Origin of the sequence: Faecalibacterium prausnitzii, assembly GCF_019967995.1 — a bacterium.
GTDB lineage: Bacteria > Bacillota > Clostridia > Oscillospirales > Ruminococcaceae > Faecalibacterium > Faecalibacterium prausnitzii_E.
The window spans coordinates 1322896-1342771 of the sequence record NZ_CP065377.1; the positions used below are offsets into that span (position 1 = coordinate 1322896).

A 19876-nucleotide genomic window follows, 5' to 3' on the forward strand; every position below is an offset into this window, starting at 1 on the left:
TGTTCTTTCTCTCATTCTCTTATTGCTTCTTCGGCCCCAGAAGCACCAGTCCGCTCACGGCGACAAGGCCGCCGAGAAGGGCGAGACCGGCACCGGCCTGACCGAAGGCGTCGCCGACCGCACCGACGAGGGGGCTGGCGGGGATCATGAGCAGACTGTAGGCCATGCTGTCCACGCTGATGAGGGTGGCGCGCTGGTCGCTGGGGATGGCGTCGTTGAGCTGTTGGATCTCATGCAGGAGGTAGACCTGCAAAACGCCTTGCACCAGCATCATGCCGAAGATGCCGCCCCAGGCAGGCGCGGTGCCCACCAGAAGGGTGCCCGCACCGCAGAGCAGAGCACAGACGGCGTAGAACCGCCGCATGGAGCGGAACCGGACCCGGCGTCCGGCCTCGGTGCCGAGGACACAGGCGATGCCGCCCAGCAGCAGGGGAAGGAACAGCGCTTCGGTGGGCCAGCCCAGCTCAATGAGACGCTGCTGCAAAAACATCTTGGTCAGGTAGCAGGGCACCGAGATGATCGCACTGGATACGATGAGCTTCGCGGCCAGCGGGCAGGTGCGCAGAACATGCAGACTGTCCTGCACGAGCTGGATGAATTGACCGGGCAGGTCGTGCAGGGACTGCCGGGCCCGGTTGGCCTGCGCTGCCGTGACGATGGGTTCGTTCATCCATCGGCAGGCGAGGGTGGAGACGCCCTCGAACAGGGCGCTGAGCAGATAAAAGCCTGCAAAGCCGAGGAACCGCTGGACCGTGCTGGCCAGCGAACCCAGCGCACTGGCCAGCATGGAGATCTGGGAACTGTTGGCGGAGATCTGAAGGTATTCGTTCTCGCGGTCTTCCGTCTTGAGGCTGTCGTAGACAAGGGCCGTGAAGGTGCCGGAGAATAGGGTACTGTACAGCGCGTTCAGCGCCATTGCGAAGCAGATGGCAAACAGATTCGGTGCAAACGCCATCAGCAGGTTGGAGGTGACGGCCAGCACACCGCCGGACACAAGGGCTTTTTTGCGGCCCAGAAGATCTGCCACCATGCCGCTGGGCACTTCGCACAGCAGGTTGACGATATGGAAAACACTTTCGGCCAAGCCGATCTCCCACAGGGAGAACCCCCGTGCGGCCAGCAGCGCGACCCACACGGCGTCGGTGATCCGCAGGCCGGAGAAGAAGTCGGCCGTATAAACACAGCCAAGCTGCCGCTTGATGTTGAGCGTTGATTGTTTATTTGATTTCATGGAAAGCACCTTTTCATTTTTACAAGATGAAACAGTGCCCATCCTTAGAGTCTCTTTGTACAACCTCTCCGTCACCTTCGGTGACACCTCTCCTGGTAGGAGAGGCCTTGGCATTGCGCAAACTCCATCTTTTCCCCCTTCGGGGGAGCTAGCTGCGCAGCAGACTGAGAGGGCGATTCCTAAAAATGGGCGCACTTCGAGCCGGAAATGCTTAAGGGTTTCCTTTTTTGAAGAAAACGCAGCCGTTCCAACCCATGTGGGTGCACCCTCCTTCCAGTAAAACGTTGTGCTCAGCATACCATATCCCGGCGGAAAACACAAGCGAAAACGGAAAATTGCCACAAAATCCGCTTCTGCGCTTGCAAACCGCGCCGAAATGTGGTAATATGATTTATGGTTATGAAAACCTGATATGCAAAACGCAGCGACGGAGAAAGTACGTGCAGTGTGTCCGGCAAAGAGAGAAGCTTCACCGGCTGAAAGGGCTTCCGAGAGAGACGTGCACCGAAGTTCGCTCCTGAGCGGCCCGCGTGAACGGCTGAAGACAGCCTGCTAGTGCGGGACGGTGCGCCCCGTTACGGCGTTTGAGCGCCGCTCCTTATAAAAAAGAGCGGAAACCGGGTGGTACCGCGGAGTAAAGTTTACAGCTTCGTCCCCTTTGCCGAAAGGCAGAGCGGGGCGGAGCTTTTTTGTTACCCGCTGAACAAGAAGAAAACCGAGAAGGAGAGAATTTCCATGCAAGCAATGATCGACGAGCTGGCCAAACAGGCCGAAGAAAGCCTCGGTCAGGTCTCTTCCAAGGAGACGCTGGCCACGTTCTGGCAGGAATATCTGAGCAAAAACGGCAAGATCCCCGCGCTGATGAAGAATCTGCGCTCCGTCGCGCCGGAAGAGCGCCCCGCTATGGGCAAGATCATCAACGAACTGAAGACCAAGGTGCAGGCAGACTACGATGCTGCCGCCGCCAAGGTGAAGGAAGCTGAGCTGGCCGCCCGCAACGCCGCCGAGACCGTGGACATCACCCTGCCCGCCAAGACCCGCGCGGTCGGCGGCCTGCATCCGCTGACGCTGGTCACCAACCAGATCATCGACGTCTTCTCTGGCATGGGCTTTGCTGTGGCGGACGCCCCGGAGATCGAGGACGACGACCACAACTTCACCCGCCTGAACGTCCCGAAGGACCACCCCGCCCGCGATATGCAGGATACCTTCTACCTGTCCGATGAGTTCCTGCTCCGCACCCAGACTTCCGGCGGCCAGATCCGCACCATGGATTCCCAGAAGCCGCCCATCAAGGTGCTCATCCCCGGCCGCGTCTTCCGTTCCGACTCCGACGCGACCCATAGCCCCATGTTCCACCAGATGGAAGGTCTGGTCGTGGATAAGGGCATCACCCTGGGCGATTTGCAGGGTGCCCTGAACACCTTCGTGCAGAAGCTGTTCGGTGCCGACACCCGCACCCGCCTGCGCCCGTCCTACTTCCCGTTCACCGAGCCCAGCGTCGAGGTCGATGTCAGCTGCTTCGAGTGCCATGGCAAGGGCTGCCCCCTGTGCAAGCACACCGGCTGGATCGAAGTTCTGGGTGGCGGCGTCGTCAACCGCAAGGTTTTGGAGAACTGCAACATCGACCCGGATGAGTACTCCGGCTTCGCCTTTGGCATCGGCATCGAGCGCATCGCCATGCTGAAATACGGCATCAACAACATCGGCCTGATGTTCGAGAACAACCTGGAGTTCCTCAAGCAGTTCCATGAATAAGAGGGGAGAGAGCAAACAATGAAAGTACCTTTCAGTTGGTTAAAAGAACTTGTCGATATCGACGTCACGGCTCAGGAATTGGAGGAGAAACTCTTCTCCTGCGGGTTTGAGGTCGAAGAGCTGATCCCGCTGGATGCAGGCATCAGCAAGGTGGTCGTCGGTAAGATCGTGGAGATGGAAAAGCAGGAGGGCACCCACCTGACCAAGTGTGTGGTGGACTGCGGCGACTACGGCCACGACATCCGCATCAGCACCGGTGCCTCCAACATGAAGCTGGGCGACTGTGTGCCCGCCGCTCTGGATGGCTCCACCCTGCCCGGCGGTATCAAGATCAAGGCCCGCAAGATGCAGGGCGTCGAGTCCAACGGTATGCTCTGCTCCGGCGAGGAGCTGGGCCTGAACGATGATCTGTTCCCCGGTTCGGAAGTCTACGGCCTGCTCATCCTGCCCGAAGACAGCGTCCCCGGCACCGACATCGCACCGGTGGTCGGTCTGGATGACTACATCTTCGATATCTCTATCACCGCCAACCGCCCGGACTGCCAGTCTGTTCTGGGCATCGCGCGGGAGGTCTCTGCCATCCTCGGCAAGCCCCTGCACATGCCCGCCATGGATTACCAGACCGTCTGCGACGCCGATGCCCCCATCACCGTGCAGGTGGAGGCCCCCGACCTGTGCCCCCGCTACATGGCACACTACGTCCGCAACATCCGGATGGGCGAGTCTCCCCGCTGGATGAAGCGCCATCTGGCCCTGTGCGGCCTGCGCTCCATCAGCAACGTGGTCGATATCACCAACCACACCCTGCTGGAGATGGGCCAGCCCATGCACGCCTTTGACCTGAACAAGGTCGCGGGCCGCACCATCGACGTCCGCCGCGCCCACGAGGGCGAGAAGATCGTGACCCTCGATGAGAAGGAGTTCACCCTGAACCCCAACAACCTCGTCATCTGCGATGCCGAAAAGCCGGTGGCACTGGCCGGCATCATGGGCGGTGCCAACTCCGGCATGGATGAGAACACCACCAGCCTGCTCTTTGAGTGCGCCACCTTCGCCCGCGACTCCGTCCGCAAGACCAGCCGCGCGCTGGGCCAGAACAGCGACTCCTCCGCCCGCTACGAGAAGGGCGTGGACCGCCACTCGCCCGAACTGGGCCTCGCCCGTGCCCTGCACCTGATCCAGGAGCTGGACTGCGGCGACATCACCACGCTGGAATACGACCTGACCGATGGCCGCCCGCTGGAGCGCAGGCACATCGTGACCACCCCCGCCAAGATCTGCGGTGTGCTGGGCATCACGGTGCCTGACCAGACCATGATCGACATCCTGCAGCGTCTGGAGTTCACCGTGGACGTGCAGGCCGACGGCAGCTGGGATGTTTCCGCCCCGCTGTACCGCGAGGACGTGGAGAGCTTCCCCGACCTGGCCGAGGAGGTCATCCGTGAGTACGGCTACGACCACATCGTGCCCACCTTCCTGAACACCGCTGCCGTCACCAACGGCGGTCTGAACTACGACCAGAAGCAGCAGCTCAAGACCAAGCGTCTGCTGGCGGCGCAGGGCTTCTATGAGGCATCCACGCTGGCCTTCTACTCCAACGCCGAGCTGGACATGCTACACATCCCCGCCGATGATGCTGCCCGCAAGGCCATCCGCATCCTGAACCCCATCAGCGAGAACCTCTCCATCATGCGCACCCTGCTCACCCCGTCCATGCTGAACGTCATCGTGGACAACCTGAAGAAGGGCAACGCCGAGGGCCGTCTGTTCGAGATGGCACCGGTCTATCTGGCCAAGGAACTGCCCATCTGCGAGCATCCGCACGAGCGCCAGACCCTCTGCATCGGTGCTTTCGGCCCGGAAGAGGACTTCTTCACCGTCAAGGGCGCCATGGAGGCACTGGCAGCCGGTTTCGGCCTGCACTTCACCTACGAGCGCGAGACTGCGCCCTGGCTGCACCCCGGCATCAGCGCCGCTGTCTACTGCGGCGGCAAGCGTCTGGGCGTCTTCGGCAAGCTCTCCAATGAGATCAACGGCGAGCTGGAGATCGCAAAGGAACAGAAGGACAGCCAGAACATCTACCTCGGTGAGCTGGACTACGAGGCCCTGATGAGCTGCGTGGACGGCGAGCTGCGCTATCAGCCGCTCAGCCCCTATGCTGCCGTCAAGCGCGACCTGGCCCTCGTCTGCGAGGAACAGGTCACCTGCGGCGAGATCGAGGAGACCATCAAAAAGGCAAGCCCGCTCATCACCGACGTGAAGCTGTTCGATATCTATCGCGGCGCAAACCTCGGCGCGGGCAAGAAGAGCATGGCGTTCTCCCTGACGCTGTCCGACCCCAGCGCAGAAGTCTCTGCCGAACAGGTCGAGCGCACCGTCAAAAAAGTGCTGGGCAACCTGAAGTTCAAGCTCGGCATCGAGATCCGCTGATTCAAAACAAGAAAAACAACAGCCCCCGTGCCAAAGCACGGGGGCTGTGTGCGTTCCGGGGAGAGGAATCACTTGGCATCCTCATATTCCGGGGCGTTCTCTTCTTCGTCGAGGTCCTCGGCATGGATGCGGTCATGCAGACGCTGGCGGAACTCCTGGGCAGGGATGCCGCTCTGGTTCGGGGTCAGGTCGGGGGCAGGGTTGCCGTCCGGTAGGTGGGCACCGAACGCGGGCACGAAGAAGAACTTGCGCACAACGAAGATGAGCGCGATGGCACCCACGCTGAGCAGGTTCTCAACGGCGGATTCGTGGCCGACCACCATGTGGCGGGCGATGGCGTAGAGCAGCACTTCCAGGCTGCTGCCGGGGCTGTGCTTGGCCAGCATCTTGATGAACTCGATGCCGATGACGATGTCCAGCGCACGTTCCAGAAATGTGCGGATCTCTGCATCGTTGCCGTCGAACAGCAGGCCGGGCATCCATTTCAGCAGCGGCACGATGCTGAACAGCAGGCCGATGAGGACCAGCCCGGAGAGAGTGATCTCCAGCAGGGTGGATGCCTGGATGATGTAGTTGCGCAGCGCGGTGCGGCTGTGGCTTTCCACAGGGTGGTTGTGGGGTTTGAGCATGGTTCGTTCTCCTTCGCATCTTCACGTCTTGCGGCAGATCTGGCCGAGACCGCCAGACTTTTCTTCATTGTAGCAAAGAATGGAAACGAAGTCAAACGAATGGAACACGCGAGTAAAAATTATTGGGCGGCCACATAGCCGGACTTCTGGATGCAGGCGCGGCCTGCATCGGTGGAGAGCCAGTCGTAGACCTTGCGCTCCGGGGTGTCGGGGCCGGAATCCTGCCGGACTGCGGCATAAAACTCGTTGCACAGGGGGTAGCTCTCGTCCGCGATGGTGTCGGCCGAGGGGGTCACGCCGTCCACGGCCAGCAGCCGCAGGCCGGGCTTGGAATACATCTCCGAGATGTAGTAGTAGACCGAGAAGCCGATGGCGTTGGCCGCGTTATTGTACTCGGCGATGTCGTCTACCAGTTCGCCCATCAAGGCAGGAGCCAGCTCGGTGGGGGCGTCCATCAGCTCGCCGCCCTGAATGAGCAGCTTCTGGAACAGGGTCTGGCTGCCGGAGTCCTCCCGGCGCTGAAAGGCCACGATGTCGGCATCCTCGCCGCCCACGTCCTTCCAGTTGGTGATCTTCCCGGCGTAGATGTCCCGGAGCTGCTGCCGGGTCAGGCTCTGGACGGGGTTGTCCTCGTTCACGATGAAGACCAGCGCGTCCCGGCCAATGGCTTTCTGGTCCAGCGGGGCACCATCGGCCTTCAGCTCTTCCTTGACGGACTCCGGGGCCTCGTAGGCGATGATGAGCCGGGTGCCGTTCTCGGTGTCACCGTAAAGGCCCAGGTTCCGCCAGGCCCAGGCGGTGGTGTTGGTGGTCACGGCGCTCTGGGCGGCTTCCAGCTCCATGCCGGTGGTGTCGGCCATGATCTGCGCAATGAGCGGGATGCAGGCCGTGGAGCCGTCGGTGACGGGAAACTCGTCCTCGGTGAGGATGGGCACTGTGGGCACTTCGCTGGCGGAAGAGGCGGGTGCTTCGGACGAAGCGGCACTCGATGCCGGTGCGCTGGAAGCAGCCTCTCCGCAGGCGGCCAGCAGCGCCGCCGTGGAGACGGCCCCCAGCCCCAGCAGGAAGGAACGGCGGGAAATTTTAGACTGTTTCATGGTGAAACCCTCCCTCAATAGAAGTAGTTGTCGGTCTCGTCGCTGGTGGAAGTGAAGATGCTCTGGCAGTAGATCCAGTTGCCCTCCACGTCCATCCAGCCGTAATCGAAGCCCTTGCGCGCCACGAAGACGCCCGCAGGCAGGGGCGCACTGCGGTTGTAGCGGGAATACTCGCCGCAGCTGCCCAGCCCGGCCAGGACGACCGCGCCGTCGCTGTCCAGCAGGTCGTACAGCCAGGTGCTGCCGGGGCCGCGGTAGCTGATGGAGAAATAGAAGTCGTCCTCCGTGGCAGCCACGGGCCAGAGATAGCCGTCAAAGTCGTCGCCGTAGCGGGCGGTGAGGTCAGCCATCGAAAGGGTCTTGCTCAGCGTCGGCCCGGCGAGGGTCAGGGTGGTCACATCGTAGTTGTCGTTGTCGTACTGGCGCAGGTTGACCCAGCCGCTGCCCTGGTCGTAGAGGCGGGTGCGGTGCAGCGCTTCCAGCGGCGCAACCGTCGTGTCGGTCCGGATGGCACCGGTGTCCATGTCGTAGACGCGGAGAGTGCCGTCCCTGGCGTAGATGTCCAGCGTGTTGGTGCCCAGGGCCATGTTGTAGAGGTCGAGGGTGTCGCCGGTGGTCAGGTCGTAGAGGAGGTAGCCGTCCTCCCGGTAGAGCACGGTCACGCCGGGCGCGTACCCGCTGATGGAGTCGTTAAACTCGCACAGCACGGTGCTGGTCATGTCGCTGACCAGATCCACGAGCTGATACTTGCCCTCGTCGGTCCGGAAGCTGGCAATGCCCGCGTGGAGATAGGTGACAAAGCCGCTCCGCTCCTCGCCGGTGGCCGCGTTCAGCAGGGAAGTGGACTCCAGGCTCGTGCCGTCCGCGTTGTAGGTGTCGATCTCCACCCAGTCGGCGGGGGCCAGCGGGTCGTCGATCCCGGCGGAAAGGCTGTACAGCAGGCTGTGGAAGTTCTGGTAGACCACGGTGCCGTCCTTTTCCTGGATCTGAACGGCAGCATACTGGTAGAGGTCGTCGTTCTCTTCATCGGGCGCAGCATCGCCGGGGGCATAGAGGCCAAAGGCCAGCCGGTCGCCCGCCACAAGGCAGGTGTAGGCGTTTTCGGGCACGGGGTACTCGGTGCCCGAAGCAAAGTCCAGCACCCGCACGTCGCCCGCTGCATGGTCGTGCAGGGGTGAATAGGCGAAGCTGTTGGGGGTGGTCAGAACGAGCACGCCGCCGGAAAGGCGGATATCGTATTCGCGGTCAAAGGTGTAGAGCGCCTCACCCGTCCGGTCGAAGATGCCGCTGCGCCGCCCGGCGGCGGTGTCCGGGTCAGACCAGGTGCAGACGAACCAGTTCGTCTCGCCGGTCTGGCTGTCGGTCAGCAGATAGGACGTCTCGCTGGCAGGGGACTGGTGCACCACCTTGTCGCCGCAGAGGATGGTGTTCCCGCCGAGGGAGTCATAGCTGGAGAAGAGCCGCAGCCTGCCGTCCCGCAGGGAGGAGGCGTCGTATTTAGGCGGTTCCTCCTCCTGCTGGGGGTGGGACACGGGCCGGGACGGCGTGGGCAGCAGCGAACAGGAGGTGAACACCCCCGCCGCCAGTGCCAGGCCCGCTGCCGCGCAGCCGATGCGGAGTAGATTCTGTTTCATAATGCAGTACCTCACAGGTCACAGGGACGAAATGCGGATGGGCTTTCCCATTTGATTATAATACGAAACACCCGGACATTCCATTGCATTGGAACATTTTGGTGTGGTTACAATTTGGTTACGACCGAAAGTTCAGTCGAAGTTTGCAAAAGCAGATGAAAAGCGGACGCTTTTTGGTCAAAGTGCTAAAGGAATGTCGAAATCCTTGTAAAAAATTACGACAAGTGGTATAATTTAACAAGACAAAAAGATCGATTTGTTTGTGAGAAAAACGTTTGGAGGGAATTATCATGAAAACTGTTGCACAGACTGTGATCGAAGCAGATCGTTTTTACACCATCGCTGCCCGCACCGGCAGCGTCATCGAGGCGGCTGCTTCCACGAAGAACGAGGAGACCGTTCGTCTGGGCAAATACGACCACAAGCCCGAACAGGAGTGGGCGTTCATCCGCGTGGGGGACGGTGTCTACCGCATCCGCAACCGCGCTTCCGGCAAGCTCCTCGACCTGATGATGACCGGCACCGCCAACGGCACCTGGCTGCATCTGTGGGAGGATGTGGGCGGCACGTCCCAGATGTGGACCGTGGAGCCTACCCCCGCTGGCACCGTCCGCCTGCGCTCTTCCTGGGCCAGCGGCAAGTGCATCGACACCGTGGGCATGGGCGTCTCCGATGGCGCACAGCTGCAGATCTGGCAGGAGACCGCCGGGGAAGATCAGCTCTGGACCATCTCCGAGGTGAAGGACCGCGCCAGCGCAAAGCGCGCTGCCAAGAAGGACGAGCCCGCTGCTGCTCCCGTTGAGGAGAAGGCCGAAGTCAAGGCAGAGGAGAAGCCCGTAGAAGCCGCTCCTGTTGTCGAGGCCCCCAAGGCGGAAGAAGTCAAGGCAGAGCCGGTCAAGGCGGAAGAGAAGCCCGCAGAGGCTGCTCCTGCTGTTGAGGCACCCAAGGCCGAGGAAGTCAAGGCCGAACCGGCGAAGGTAGAGGCAAAGCCCGCAGAAAAGGCTGCCCCCGCAGCAGTCAAGGCTCCGGTCAAGAAGCCTGCTGGCCGGAAGACCAGCCGCGCCGCCCGCAAGAAGGCTGCTGCAAAGAAGTGACCCTCTCAGGCATCGCGCAGCGATGCCAGCTCCCCCAAAGGGGGAGCCACTGGCGCGCCGGTTTTGGCTGTGCCGGGATGAACAAAGCGTAATAAAACCATAAACGAAAGTGCTCCGCTGTTTTGATCCACAGCATCGCTCCCATCGCTCTTTGTCAGAGCATGGGACAGATGCCGCTGGTCTTGACAGCGGAGCACTTTTGTTTACGATATCAGAATACCTTCAGCAGTCAGCAGGGGTTGCCCGACCTGCCAAAGGCTCCCCCCTTTAGGGGAGCTGTCTGCGCAGCAGACTGAGAGGGTATCACACATTCAACATGCTGCGCTGCGCGGCGGCACGGAACTGGAGAGCCGCTGCGATGAAGCCCTTGAACAGGGGATGCGCACGGTTGGGGCGGCTCTTGAACTCCGGGTGGAACTGGGCACCCAGATGGAAGGCGCGGCCCGGCAGCTCCACGGTCTCGACCAGACGGCCGTCGGGGCTGGTGCCGGAAATGACCAGACCCTTTTCCTCCATCTCGCTGCGGAAGTCGTTGTTGAACTCGTAGCGGTGGCGGTGGCGCTCCCAGATCTCCGGTTCGCCGTAGCACTCGGCCATCTTGGTGCCGGGCTTGACGGTGCAGGGGTATTTGCCCAGGCGCATGGTGCCGCCCTTGGGGATGTTGCCCTGCTGGTCGGCCATCAGCGCGATGACATTGTGCTGGCCGTCCGGGGTGAACTCGCTGGAGTTCGCATCGGCGTAGCCCAGCACATTGCGGGCAAACTCCATGACCATGATCTGCATGCCCAGGCAGATGCCGAAGTAGGGCACATGGTTCTCGCGAGCGTACTGTGCGGCCTGGATCATTCCCTCGATGCCGCGGTCACCGAAGCCGCCGGGCACGATGATGCCGTCCACATCGGTAAAGGCTTCCTTGCAGGCGGCCTGGTCGGTCAGGTCTTCGCTTTCGACCCAGCGGATCTCCACCTGGCTGTCGTTCTCAAAACCGGCGTGGTAGAGGCTCTCCATGACGGAGAGGTAGGCATCGTGCAGCTTGACATACTTGCCCACCAGTGCGATGGTGCAGGTCTTGCTGCGGGTGGCGATGCGGGAGACCACCTGCTTCCACTCGGTCAGGTCGGCAGGGGGGACGTCCAGCTTCAGCTTTTTGACCACCACATCGTCCAGACCGTTGGTGTGGAGCATCAGCGGGCACTGGTAGAGGCTGGGCATGGTCAGGTTCTCGATGACGCACTCCGGCTGCACGTTGCAGAAGGTGCTGATCTTGCGGCGGATGTCGCCGCCCACGCTGCCGTCGGCACGCAGGATGATGATGTCGGGGTTGATGCCCATGCCCTGCAGCTCCTTGACGGAGTGCTGTGCAGGCTTCGATTTGTACTCGTCCGAGCCGGAAATGTAGGGCACCAGCACGACGTGGATGTAGCAGCAGTTGTCGCGGCCCTGCTCCAGGCCCACCTGACGGATGGCCTCCAGGAAGGGCTGGCTCTCGATGTCGCCGGTGGTGCCGCCGATCTCGGTGATGACCACATCGGCCTCGGTGGAGGAGGCCAGGTTGTAGATGTAGCTCTTGATCTCGTTGGTGATGTGGGGGATGATCTGGACGGTCTGGCCCAGGTATGCGCCCTGGCGCTCCTTGTTCAGCACGTTCCAGTAGACCTTGCCGGTGGTCAGATTGGAGTATTTGTTCAGGTTCTCGTCGATGAAGCGCTCGTAGTGGCCCAAGTCGAGGTCCGTCTCGGTGCCGTCGTCGGTCACGAAGACCTCGCCGTGCTGCAGCGGGCTCATGGTGCCGGGGTCCACGTTCACATAGGGGTCGAGCTTCTGGCTGGCGACCTTCAGGCCGCGGCACTTGAGCAGACGGCCCAGCGAAGCGGCCGTGATGCCTTTGCCCAGACCGGAGACGACGCCGCCGGTGACGAAGATGAATTTTGCCATAAAAATGGTCCTCCTCTATCTCGTTTGATTCTGATACTTTTCCCAGAAGCTCCCTTCGGCACCGCGCAGGCGATGCCACCGCCCTCCCAGAGAGGGCTGTCTGCGAAGCAGACTGTGGGGAGCTCGTTTTCCGACATAAAATTATAATCCTAATCCTCGTAAGAATCAAGGATTTCTTGTGCGATCTCGGCACGGTCGCGCCGGGTGTCCATGGCCCGCTTTTCGATCAGGCGGTGGGCGTCGGCCTCGGTCATGCCTTCCCGCTCGATGAGGCAGCATTTGGCGCGGCTGACCAGACGCACCTGCGCGATCTTTTCCTGCATCCTGGCGTTTTCCTGCCGCAGGCGCAGCAGGCGGTGGTTGCTGGCTGCTGCCATGTGGATGGCCTGCAAAAACAGCGTGTTCGAGAACGGCTTGCTCAAAAGCAGCACGCCCTCGTCGCTCATGGAACCCAGCAGCTGCTCGGCCGCAGCGGCCTTGGCCAGAAGCACCACGCCCGCGTCGGTCTTTTCCACGGCGGCAGCGCACAGCTCATGGCCAAACTCATCGGGCAGCGGCGCGTTGACCACGATGAGCTCAAAATCCGATTCTAACATCCTGCGCCGGGCCTCGGCTCCGCTTGGCACGATCAGAGGCCGGGGGTATCCCAGCTCCGCCAGCCGTGCCGAGATATACTCGTTTGAGCTGGCTCCGGCGCTGACGATCAGAGCACGTCCCATTCGGAATCGCTCCTTTCCTTTTCCCTCTCTTTTTCCGGTAGCTTACCGCTCAGATGGCGTTGAAGTAGTGGATGCGCTCGTACTCTGCCGGGTCGGCGGCATTCTTCAGGGCAGCGCAGCGCTTCAGTTCCTCCTCGTAGTAGCGGTGAGAGAGCTCCTCCGGCAGCACGGCGCGCAGGAATTCGCTCTCCTGCGCGGCCTGCACGGCCTCTTCCAGCGTGGAAGGCAGCTTTTCCAGCCCAAGGCCGGCGGCCACGGCGGGGTCGAACAGATTCTTGTTGATGGGGGCCTGCAGCTCCAACCGGCGTTCGATGCCGTCCAGACCGGCGGCCAGGATGAGGCCGATGGCCAGATACGGGTTGCAGGCGGGGTCCGGGCTGCGCAGCTCCATGCGGCAGTTGTCGCCCTGCACCTGCGGGATGCGCACGAGCTGGCTGCGGTTCTGGCGGCTCCAGCTCACGTATTTGGGGGCCTCGTCGCTGCCAAAGCGGAGGTAGCTGTTGGGCAGGGGATTGGTGAAGACGGTCAGCGCGCGGCTGTGTGCCAGCACACCCGCCATAAAGCTGCCCGCGATGCTGTCGGGCGCGATGTCGCCCTCAAACAGGTTCCGTCCGTCCATGTAGAGCGAAAGGTTGATGTGCAGCCCGCTGCCGGCCTGGTCGGCCAGAGGTTTGGGAAGGAAGCTGGCATGGATGCCGCTGCGCATGGCCACGGCCCGCACGATCTGCTTGAACATCATCACGTTGTCGGCGGTCTTGAGTGGGCCTGCATAGTGGCAGTCGATCTCGTTCTGGCCGTTGCCGCTCTCGTGGTGGCTGTGCTGGGGGCTCATGCCCATCTGCTCCATGGTCAGGCAGATGTCGCGGCGCAGGTTCTCGCCTGCGTCCAGCGGGGCCACGTCGAAGTAACCGCCGAAGTCGATGGGGACGCGGGTGGGGCGGCCATGGTCATCGTTCTCGAACAGATAGAACTCGCACTCGGCCCCCACGTTGCAGGTCAGCCCCAGCTTGCGGAAGCGGCGGCTCATCTGGCGCAGGAACCCCCGGCAGTTGCCGCCAAAGGGGTCGCCGTCCGGCCGTTCCACGTCGCAGAAGAACTGCATCACCCGGCCTTCGGTGGGGCGCCAGGGCAGGATGGTCACGGTGGAGAGGTCGGGCCGGAGCACCAGGTCGCTCTCTTCCACCTTCATGAACCCGGCAATGGAGCTGCCGTCGAAGCAGACGCCGTCCTCCAGCGCCTTGGGCAGGTCCCCGGCCAGCACGGCGATGTTCTTCTGTGTGCCGAAGATGTCGCAGAAGGCGAACCGCACGAATTTGACGTTGTTGTCCTCCACAAAATCCAGGATATCCTGTTGGGTCGTATAGCTCATAGGGATGATCTCCTCTCAAGAAAAACGCCTAAAGGCCTGCCCTCGCAAAAGAGCAGGTCTTTAGGTTGGTGTAAGAAATAGGAAAAGGAGAATGGCGAATGAAGTTCGACAGCCTAAGATGCTTTATGAAATGCGCTGGTAGATCAGACGTAGTAGAGCATCTTGCTGTAGCTGGGCAGCGGCCAGTAGTCCTCGCCGCAGATGGTCTCGGCATCGTCAGCTGCGGCACGCAGAGCGTCCATTGCCGGGATCACGTTGTCGTGGAAGGCCACAGCCTTCTCGCTCTCGCTGGTCAGAGCCTCGGCAGCGTCCACCACATCCTGCAGCACGTCGATGGCGTCGCTCATAGCGTCGGCATCGGCGCTCAGCTTGGTCAGGGTCTTGGTCTCGCTGCGGACGCTGAGCGCCTCGCTGACGGCCAGCTTGGTGGCAGCGGTGTTGGCGACCTCGCTCATGTAGGAGTTGACGGCCGGCAGCAGCTGCTTGCGGGCCATTTCGAGCATGGTCAGCGCCTCGATGTTGATGATCTTGGCGTAGTGCTCCATCTCGACTTCGTAACGGCTCTCCATCTCCACCTTGGTCAGGACGCCGAAGTCCTCCATCAGCTGGATGTTCTTCGGGTCAACGAGGGCGGGCAGAGCAGCCGGGGTGTTCTTCTTGTTGGGCAGGCCGCGGCGGGCAGCTTCTTCTTCCCACTCGGCGGTGTAGCCGTTGCCGTTGAAGATGACGCGGCGGTGGTCGCGGATGGTCCGCTTGACCAGAGCGATGGCGGCAGAGGTGAAGTCCTCAGCACCCTCCAGTTCGTCAGCGTAGCCCTTCAGCTCCTTGGCGACGGCGGTGTTCAGGATGGTGTTGCAGTCGCTCAGGTTCTCGGCAGAACCGGGCATACGGAACTCGAACTTGTTGCCGGTGAAGGCGAAGGGAGAAGTGCGGTTGCGGTCGGTGGTGTCCTTGCTGAACTTGGGCAGGACATCCACACCCAGATCCATCTTCATCTTGGTGGGGCCGGCGTAGGGAGAATCGGATGCGATGGCGTCGATGACGGCTTCCAGCTCCTCGCCCACGAAGATGGAGATGATGGCCGGAGGTGCCTCGTTGGCACCCAGACGGTGATCGTTGCCGGGGGTGGCGACGGAGGTGCGCAGCAGGTCTGCGTACTCATCGACTGCCTTGATGACAGCTGCCAGGAAGACCAGGAACTGCAGGTTCTCCATGGGAGTGTCGCCGGGGTCCAGCAGGTTCTCGTGGGTGGTGCTCATAGACCAGTTGTTGTGCTTGCCGCTGCCGTTCACGCCCTCAAAAGGCTTCTCGTGCTGCAGGCAGACCAGACCGTACTTGGGTGCGATCTTCTTCATCAGCTCCATGGTCAGCAGGTTGTGGTCGATGGCAACGTTGGTGGTGTCGAAGATGGGGGCCAGCTCATGCTGGCAGGGGGCCACTTCGTTGTGCTTGGTCTTGGCGGGGACGCCCAGCTTCCACAGCTCGACGTCCAGTTCCTTCATGAAAGCGGAGACTTCGGGGCGGATGACGCCGAAGTAATGCTCTTCGAGCTCCTGGCCCTTGGCAGAGGGAGCACCGAACAGGGTGCGGCCGGTCAGGATCAGGTCCTGACGTGCCTCGTAGTCTTCCTTCTTGACGAGGAAGTACTCCTGCTCCGGGCCGACCGTGGTGGACACGTAGTCCACATCCTTGCCGAACAGCTTCAGGATACGGACGGCCTGATTGGACAGCGCGTTCATGGAACGCAGCAGAGGAGTCTTTTTATCCAGCGCCTCGCCGGTGTAGCTGACGAAGGCAGTGGGGATGCAGAGCACATCATCCTTGACGAAGGCGTAGCTGGTGGGGTCCCATGCGGTGTAGCCGCGGGCCTCGCAGGTAGCGCGCAGGCCGCCGGAGGGGAAGGAGGAAGCATCGGGTTCGCCGCGCACCAGCTCCTTGCCGGAGAACTCCATGATGGCGGTGCCGTCGCCCACGGGGGAGACGAAGCCATCGTGCTTCTCGCTGGTGATGCCGGTCAGCGGCTGGAACCAGTGGGTGTAGTGGGTAGCGCCCAGCTCCATGGCCCAGCGCTTCATCACGCTGGCCACAACGTTGGCCACCTCGATGTCCAGCGGAGCACCCTTGTGCAGGGTGCGTTCCAGGCTCTTGTAAGTCGCGCTCGGCAGGCGCTCCTTCATCACATGTTCGTTGAAGACCTTGCTGCCGTAGATTTCCATAACATTTGCTGCCATAAATCCTACTCCTTACTTGATCTTGTTTCTTTCCACACATCGCAAAAACCCATCCACGCCGATGCGTTTTCACGCGAAAGCTTGCTTAAACAAAACGACGCTGCGAGTCAGGAGGTGACCCACAGCGCCGTTGCTGTCTATGGCATGATTATAGCTTACAGGGCAAAAAAAGGCAATAGACAAAACTGACGATTCTGCACAAACACGCTCTCGTTTTTTTGGAGATTTGCGCGCTTGGTATGACTTTTAGATGACCTGGAACAGGAAAAACTTCAGGTAGTTCGTTTCCGGGACGCCCCAGAGGATGGGGTGGTCGGGGGCCTGCTGGCGGACTTCGATCTGCCGCAGCTGGCGGTGGGCGTCTTTTGCTGCCGCCTTGAGCATTTTGATGAACAGCTCCTCGGTGGCAAAATGTGAGCAGCTGGCCGTGGCCAGATAGCCGCCGCGGGGCAGCAGCTTCATGGCGCGGTAGTTGATCTCCTTGTAGCCGCGCATGGCGTTCTCGACGGTGCGGCGCGCCTTGGTGAAGGCGGGCGGGTCGAGAATGATGAAGTCGTAGGGGTGGCCCTCCTTTTCCAGCCGGGGCAGCAGCGCGAAGGTGTCCTCGCAGAGGAAGTCCATGTTGTCGAGGCCGTTGCGTTCGGCGTTCCGCTGGGCCATGGCGATGGCATCGGCGCTGATGTCGGCGGCGGTGACGCGGGCGGCCCCGCCCCTGGCCGCGTTCAGCGCAAAGCTGCCGGTGTGGGTGAAGCAGTCCAGCACCGTGTGCCCGGCGGCGATGCGGGCCACGGCACGGCGGTTGTATTTCTGGTCGAGGAAGAAGCCGGTCTTCTGGCCGTTCTCGAAATCAACGTGGTAAAAAACGCCGTTTTCGCAGATCTCGGTCTGGGTGGAAGCGGGGTGGGTCTCGCCGGGCAGCTCGAACCAGCCCTTGTTCTGCGCCAGCCCTTCCTTGGCGCGCAGAGCCTCATCGTTCCGCTCGTAGATGCCGTCGATGGTCTGGCCGTTGGCCCGAAGCACTTCTGCCAGAAGGGGGAAGAGGAGGGGTTTGAGCTTTTCCATGCCGACGCTGAGGGTCTGGGTGACGAGGATATTCTGGAACCGGTCCACCGTCAGGCCGGGGAACTGGTCGGCCTCGCCGAAGATGACCCGGCAGGCCGAGAGGTCGTCCGGTTCCAGAACGGTCTTGCGGTAGTTCCAGGCATACTCCACCCGGCGGCGCCAGAAGTCAGCGTCGAAGGTATCGTTGGCGTTGCGGGAGATGAGCCGCACCCGGATCTTGCTCTGGAGCGAGAGAAAGCCGGTGCCGAGGTAGGCCCCCTTGGGGCTTACCACATCGGCCAGCGTGCCGTTCTCCGGCGTGGTCTCCGGTGCTTCGAGGATGTCGTTCTCGTATACCCACGGGTGGCCGCCCACCAGCAGCCCCTCAGCGTGTTTGTTGACTTTGTAGATGGGATAGTTGCGGGTCGATTTCATAGAAACTCCTTGTGTTTGAGATACGACAGGCTGAGCGGGGCGGCTGTATTGCAGAGGTGCGCTCTCCGCCGCACGAGGAAAATGCTCCCGGCGATGCGGCCCGCTTTCAGCGCTGTATTTTTTGATTCAGATCCTCTTTATAATATCATAAAACCGTGTTAGAATAAATACAAAATCCAACAGAAATGAGGGCAAGGCAATGGAGATCGAACGCAAATGGATGGTGAACGGCTGGCCGGAGGGAGCGGGTTTCCCGGAGATGCCGCTGCAGGAGGAATTCGCGATGCGGCAGGGGTATATCAGCGTCCGTCCAACGGTCCGCATCCGGGAGGAGGCCCGGACGGGCGGCAGCACCGCCTATATTCTCTGTTTCAAATCCGGCGGCGGGCTGGCGCGGGAGGAAATCGAACGCCCCATCGACAAAGCGTTGTTTGACGATTTAGAGACGAAGATCATCGGCAGGCCGCTCATCCCGAAACTTCGCCGCAGCTATCTGCTGCCGGACGGGCTGGTGCTGGAAGTGAACCATGTGGACGAAGGCCAGCCCACCGAGTTCTGGTACGCCGAGGTGGAGTACGATTCGGTCGAACAGGCGCGCGGATGGGACCCGGCGTCCTGCGGTCTGGCGGACTACCTGAACGACGATGTCACCGACCAGCCCGGCCAGAGCATGGGCGAATACTGGGTGCAGACCCGCCTGTGAATGCAAAAAGAGAACCGCCGCGGCGATTCTCTTTTTTGCTGCGCTTATTTCTTGTGGTACTTGCGGCCCTCTTCCTCGTAGGCGGGTTCGCAGGTCAGGTAGATGCCCAGCTTCTTCACGGTGTCGTCGTCCACGCTGGACAGGATGACCGTGGAGTGCATGTCGCAGCCCTTCAGCTTGGAGAGCTGGTGCAGGGCCATTGCAGCGGTGGGGTTGGTGGCAGCGGAGCTTGACAGCGCGATGAGGATCTCATCGGTGTGCAGGCGGGGGTTCTTGCTGCCCAGATAATTGGTCTTGAGGGTCTGGATCGGCTCGATGGCAGCCGCAGAGACAAGATCCATTTCCTGGTCGATGCCGGCCAGCTTCTTCAGCGCGTTGAGCAGCGCCGAAGAAGCTGCACCCAGCAGCGGGCCGGTCTTGCCGGTGATGACGGTGCCGTCCGGCAGCTCGATGGCGGCGGCTGGTGCCCCGCCGGTCTTCTCCGAGACGGCGTGAGCGGCCTGCTCCACGGGGCGGCTGCCCAGCGTAAGGCCTGCCTGGTTCATCAGAAGTTCCAGCTTGTAGACCTCGCTCTGGACCTGTGCACCGTTTTTGAGCGCACACAGAGACTTGAAGTACCGGCGGACGATCTCGTTGCAGGAGGCCTCGCAGCAGGCGGCATCGTCCACGATGCAGTTGCCCGCCATGTTCACGCCCATGTCGGTGGGGGAGTGGTAGGGGCTCTGGCCTGCGATCAGCTCGAACATCGCGTTGACCACCGGGAAGATCTCAATGTCGCGGTTGTAGTTGACGGCAGTCTTGCCGTAGGCTTCCAGATGGAACGGGTCGATCATGTTCACATCGTTCAGGTCGGCGGTAGCGGCCTCGTAGGCCAGGTTCACCGGGTGCTTGAGCGGGATGTTCCAGATGGGGAAGGTCTCAAACTTGGCATAACCGGCCTTGACGCCCCGCTTGTGCTCGTGGTACAGCTGGGACAGGCAGGTGGCCATCTTGCCGCTGCCGGGGCCGGGGGCCGTGATGACCACCAGCGGGCGCTCGGTCTCGATGTACTCGTTGCGGCCATAGCCCTCGTCGCTCACGATGCGGGCCACGTCGTTGGGGTAGCCGGGGATCTTATAATGACGGAAGGTCCGGATGCCCAGATCGTTCAGCCGCTTTTCAAAGGCTTCCACTTCGGGTGCGGCCGTGTACATGGTCACGCAGACGCTGCCCACGAACAGCCCCCGCTCCTGGAAGGCGTCGATGAGGCGCAGCACGTCCAGGTCGTAGGTGATGCCGTAGTCGCCGCGCACCTTGCTGCTCACGATATCTTCGGCGCTGATGACGATGACGATCTCGGCCTGGTCCTTCAGCTGCAGCAGCATCTGCAGCTTGGAGTCCGGCTGGAAACCGGGCAGCACACGGGAGGCGTGGTAGTCATCGAACAGCTTGCCGCCGAATTCCAGATACAGCTTGTTGTCGAACTGTGCGATCCGCTCGCGGATGTGCTCGGACTGCATCTGCAGGTATTTGTCGTTGTCAAATCCTTTTTTCATTCGTTGCTCCTATTCCTCAAAGAAAACCCGCAGCG

General features: G+C 61.6%; 14 protein-coding genes and 1 other annotated feature. Of the genes, 4 read left to right on the plus strand and 10 right to left on the minus strand.

The features are described from left to right. Positions 1 to 19: 19 nt before the first annotated feature. Positions 20 to 1231 (minus strand): MFS transporter, encoded by a 1212-nt coding sequence (locus I5P96_RS06585; RefSeq protein WP_223383621.1) that lies wholly within the window; start codon positions 1229 to 1231, stop codon positions 20 to 22. Between the two features lie 415 nt (positions 1232 to 1646). After that, positions 1647 to 1891: a binding site (T-box leader), on the plus strand. A 75-nt stretch (positions 1892 to 1966) separates the two neighbouring features. On the opposite strand from I5P96_RS06585, the gene pheS reads away from it, so the two are divergent. Then, on the plus strand, positions 1967 to 2989 hold the full coding sequence (gene pheS, locus I5P96_RS06590; protein WP_097792400.1) for a phenylalanine--tRNA ligase subunit alpha: 1023 nt from the start codon (positions 1967 to 1969) through the stop codon (positions 2987 to 2989). An 18-nt stretch (positions 2990 to 3007) separates the two neighbouring features. Then, on the plus strand, positions 3008 to 5419 hold the full coding sequence (gene pheT / locus I5P96_RS06595; RefSeq protein ID WP_223383622.1) for a phenylalanine--tRNA ligase subunit beta: 2412 nt from the start codon (positions 3008 to 3010) through the stop codon (positions 5417 to 5419). A 68-nt stretch (positions 5420 to 5487) separates the two neighbouring features. Here pheT and I5P96_RS06600 read toward each other — a convergent pair whose 3' ends face one another. From I5P96_RS06600 to I5P96_RS06610, 3 genes are all read right to left on the minus strand, one after another. After that, the gene (locus I5P96_RS06600; protein WP_223383623.1) at positions 5488 to 6048 is read right to left on the minus strand and encodes a transporter; all 561 of its coding nucleotides are present in this window, start codon (positions 6046 to 6048) and stop codon (positions 5488 to 5490) included. Between the two features lie 119 nt (positions 6049 to 6167). Then, entirely contained in the window at positions 6168 to 7145 is a 978-nt protein-coding gene (locus tag I5P96_RS06605) for a substrate-binding domain-containing protein (RefSeq protein ID WP_223383624.1), read from the minus strand. A gap of 14 nt (positions 7146 to 7159) precedes the next feature. After that, positions 7160 to 8779: a DUF5046 domain-containing protein gene (locus I5P96_RS06610; RefSeq protein ID WP_223383625.1), complete on the minus strand. Its 1620-nt coding sequence runs from the start codon at positions 8777 to 8779 to the stop codon at positions 7160 to 7162. Between the two features lie 290 nt (positions 8780 to 9069). Between I5P96_RS06610 and I5P96_RS06615 the strand changes: the two genes are divergently transcribed. Further along, positions 9070 to 9873: an RICIN domain-containing protein gene (locus I5P96_RS06615; protein ID WP_223383626.1), complete on the plus strand. Its 804-nt coding sequence runs from the start codon at positions 9070 to 9072 to the stop codon at positions 9871 to 9873. 303 nt (positions 9874 to 10176) lie between these two features. Here the strand turns inward: I5P96_RS06615 and I5P96_RS06620 are convergent, their stop codons facing one another. The 5 genes from I5P96_RS06620 to I5P96_RS06640 form a co-directional block, all read right to left on the minus strand. After that, positions 10177 to 11808 carry a CTP synthase gene (locus I5P96_RS06620; protein WP_118552813.1) on the minus strand — a complete coding sequence of 544 codons (1632 nt, stop codon included), beginning with the start codon at positions 11806 to 11808 and terminating at the stop codon, positions 10177 to 10179. A gap of 149 nt (positions 11809 to 11957) precedes the next feature. Then, positions 11958 to 12527: an ANTAR domain-containing response regulator gene (locus tag I5P96_RS06625; RefSeq protein ID WP_118552814.1), complete on the minus strand. Its 570-nt coding sequence runs from the start codon at positions 12525 to 12527 to the stop codon at positions 11958 to 11960. A gap of 49 nt (positions 12528 to 12576) precedes the next feature. Then, positions 12577 to 13896: a glutamine synthetase family protein gene (locus tag I5P96_RS06630; protein ID WP_223383627.1), complete on the minus strand. Its 1320-nt coding sequence runs from the start codon at positions 13894 to 13896 to the stop codon at positions 12577 to 12579. 143 nt (positions 13897 to 14039) lie between these two features. Then, the gene (locus I5P96_RS06635) at positions 14040 to 16127 is read right to left on the minus strand and encodes a glutamine synthetase III (protein ID WP_223383628.1); all 2088 of its coding nucleotides are present in this window, start codon (positions 16125 to 16127) and stop codon (positions 14040 to 14042) included. Between the two features lie 246 nt (positions 16128 to 16373). Continuing rightward, on the minus strand, positions 16374 to 17603 hold the full coding sequence (locus tag I5P96_RS06640; protein ID WP_223383629.1) for a class I SAM-dependent rRNA methyltransferase: 1230 nt from the start codon (positions 17601 to 17603) through the stop codon (positions 16374 to 16376). Positions 17604 to 17802: 199 nt separating this feature from the next. Between I5P96_RS06640 and I5P96_RS06645 the strand changes: the two genes are divergently transcribed. Next, positions 17803 to 18306: a CYTH domain-containing protein gene (locus I5P96_RS06645; protein WP_223383630.1), complete on the plus strand. Its 504-nt coding sequence runs from the start codon at positions 17803 to 17805 to the stop codon at positions 18304 to 18306. A 44-nt stretch (positions 18307 to 18350) separates the two neighbouring features. Here I5P96_RS06645 and I5P96_RS06650 read toward each other — a convergent pair whose 3' ends face one another. Then, positions 18351 to 19841 (minus strand): DUF1846 domain-containing protein, encoded by a 1491-nt coding sequence (locus I5P96_RS06650; protein ID WP_223383631.1) that lies wholly within the window; start codon positions 19839 to 19841, stop codon positions 18351 to 18353. Positions 19842 to 19876 lie beyond the last annotated feature (35 nt).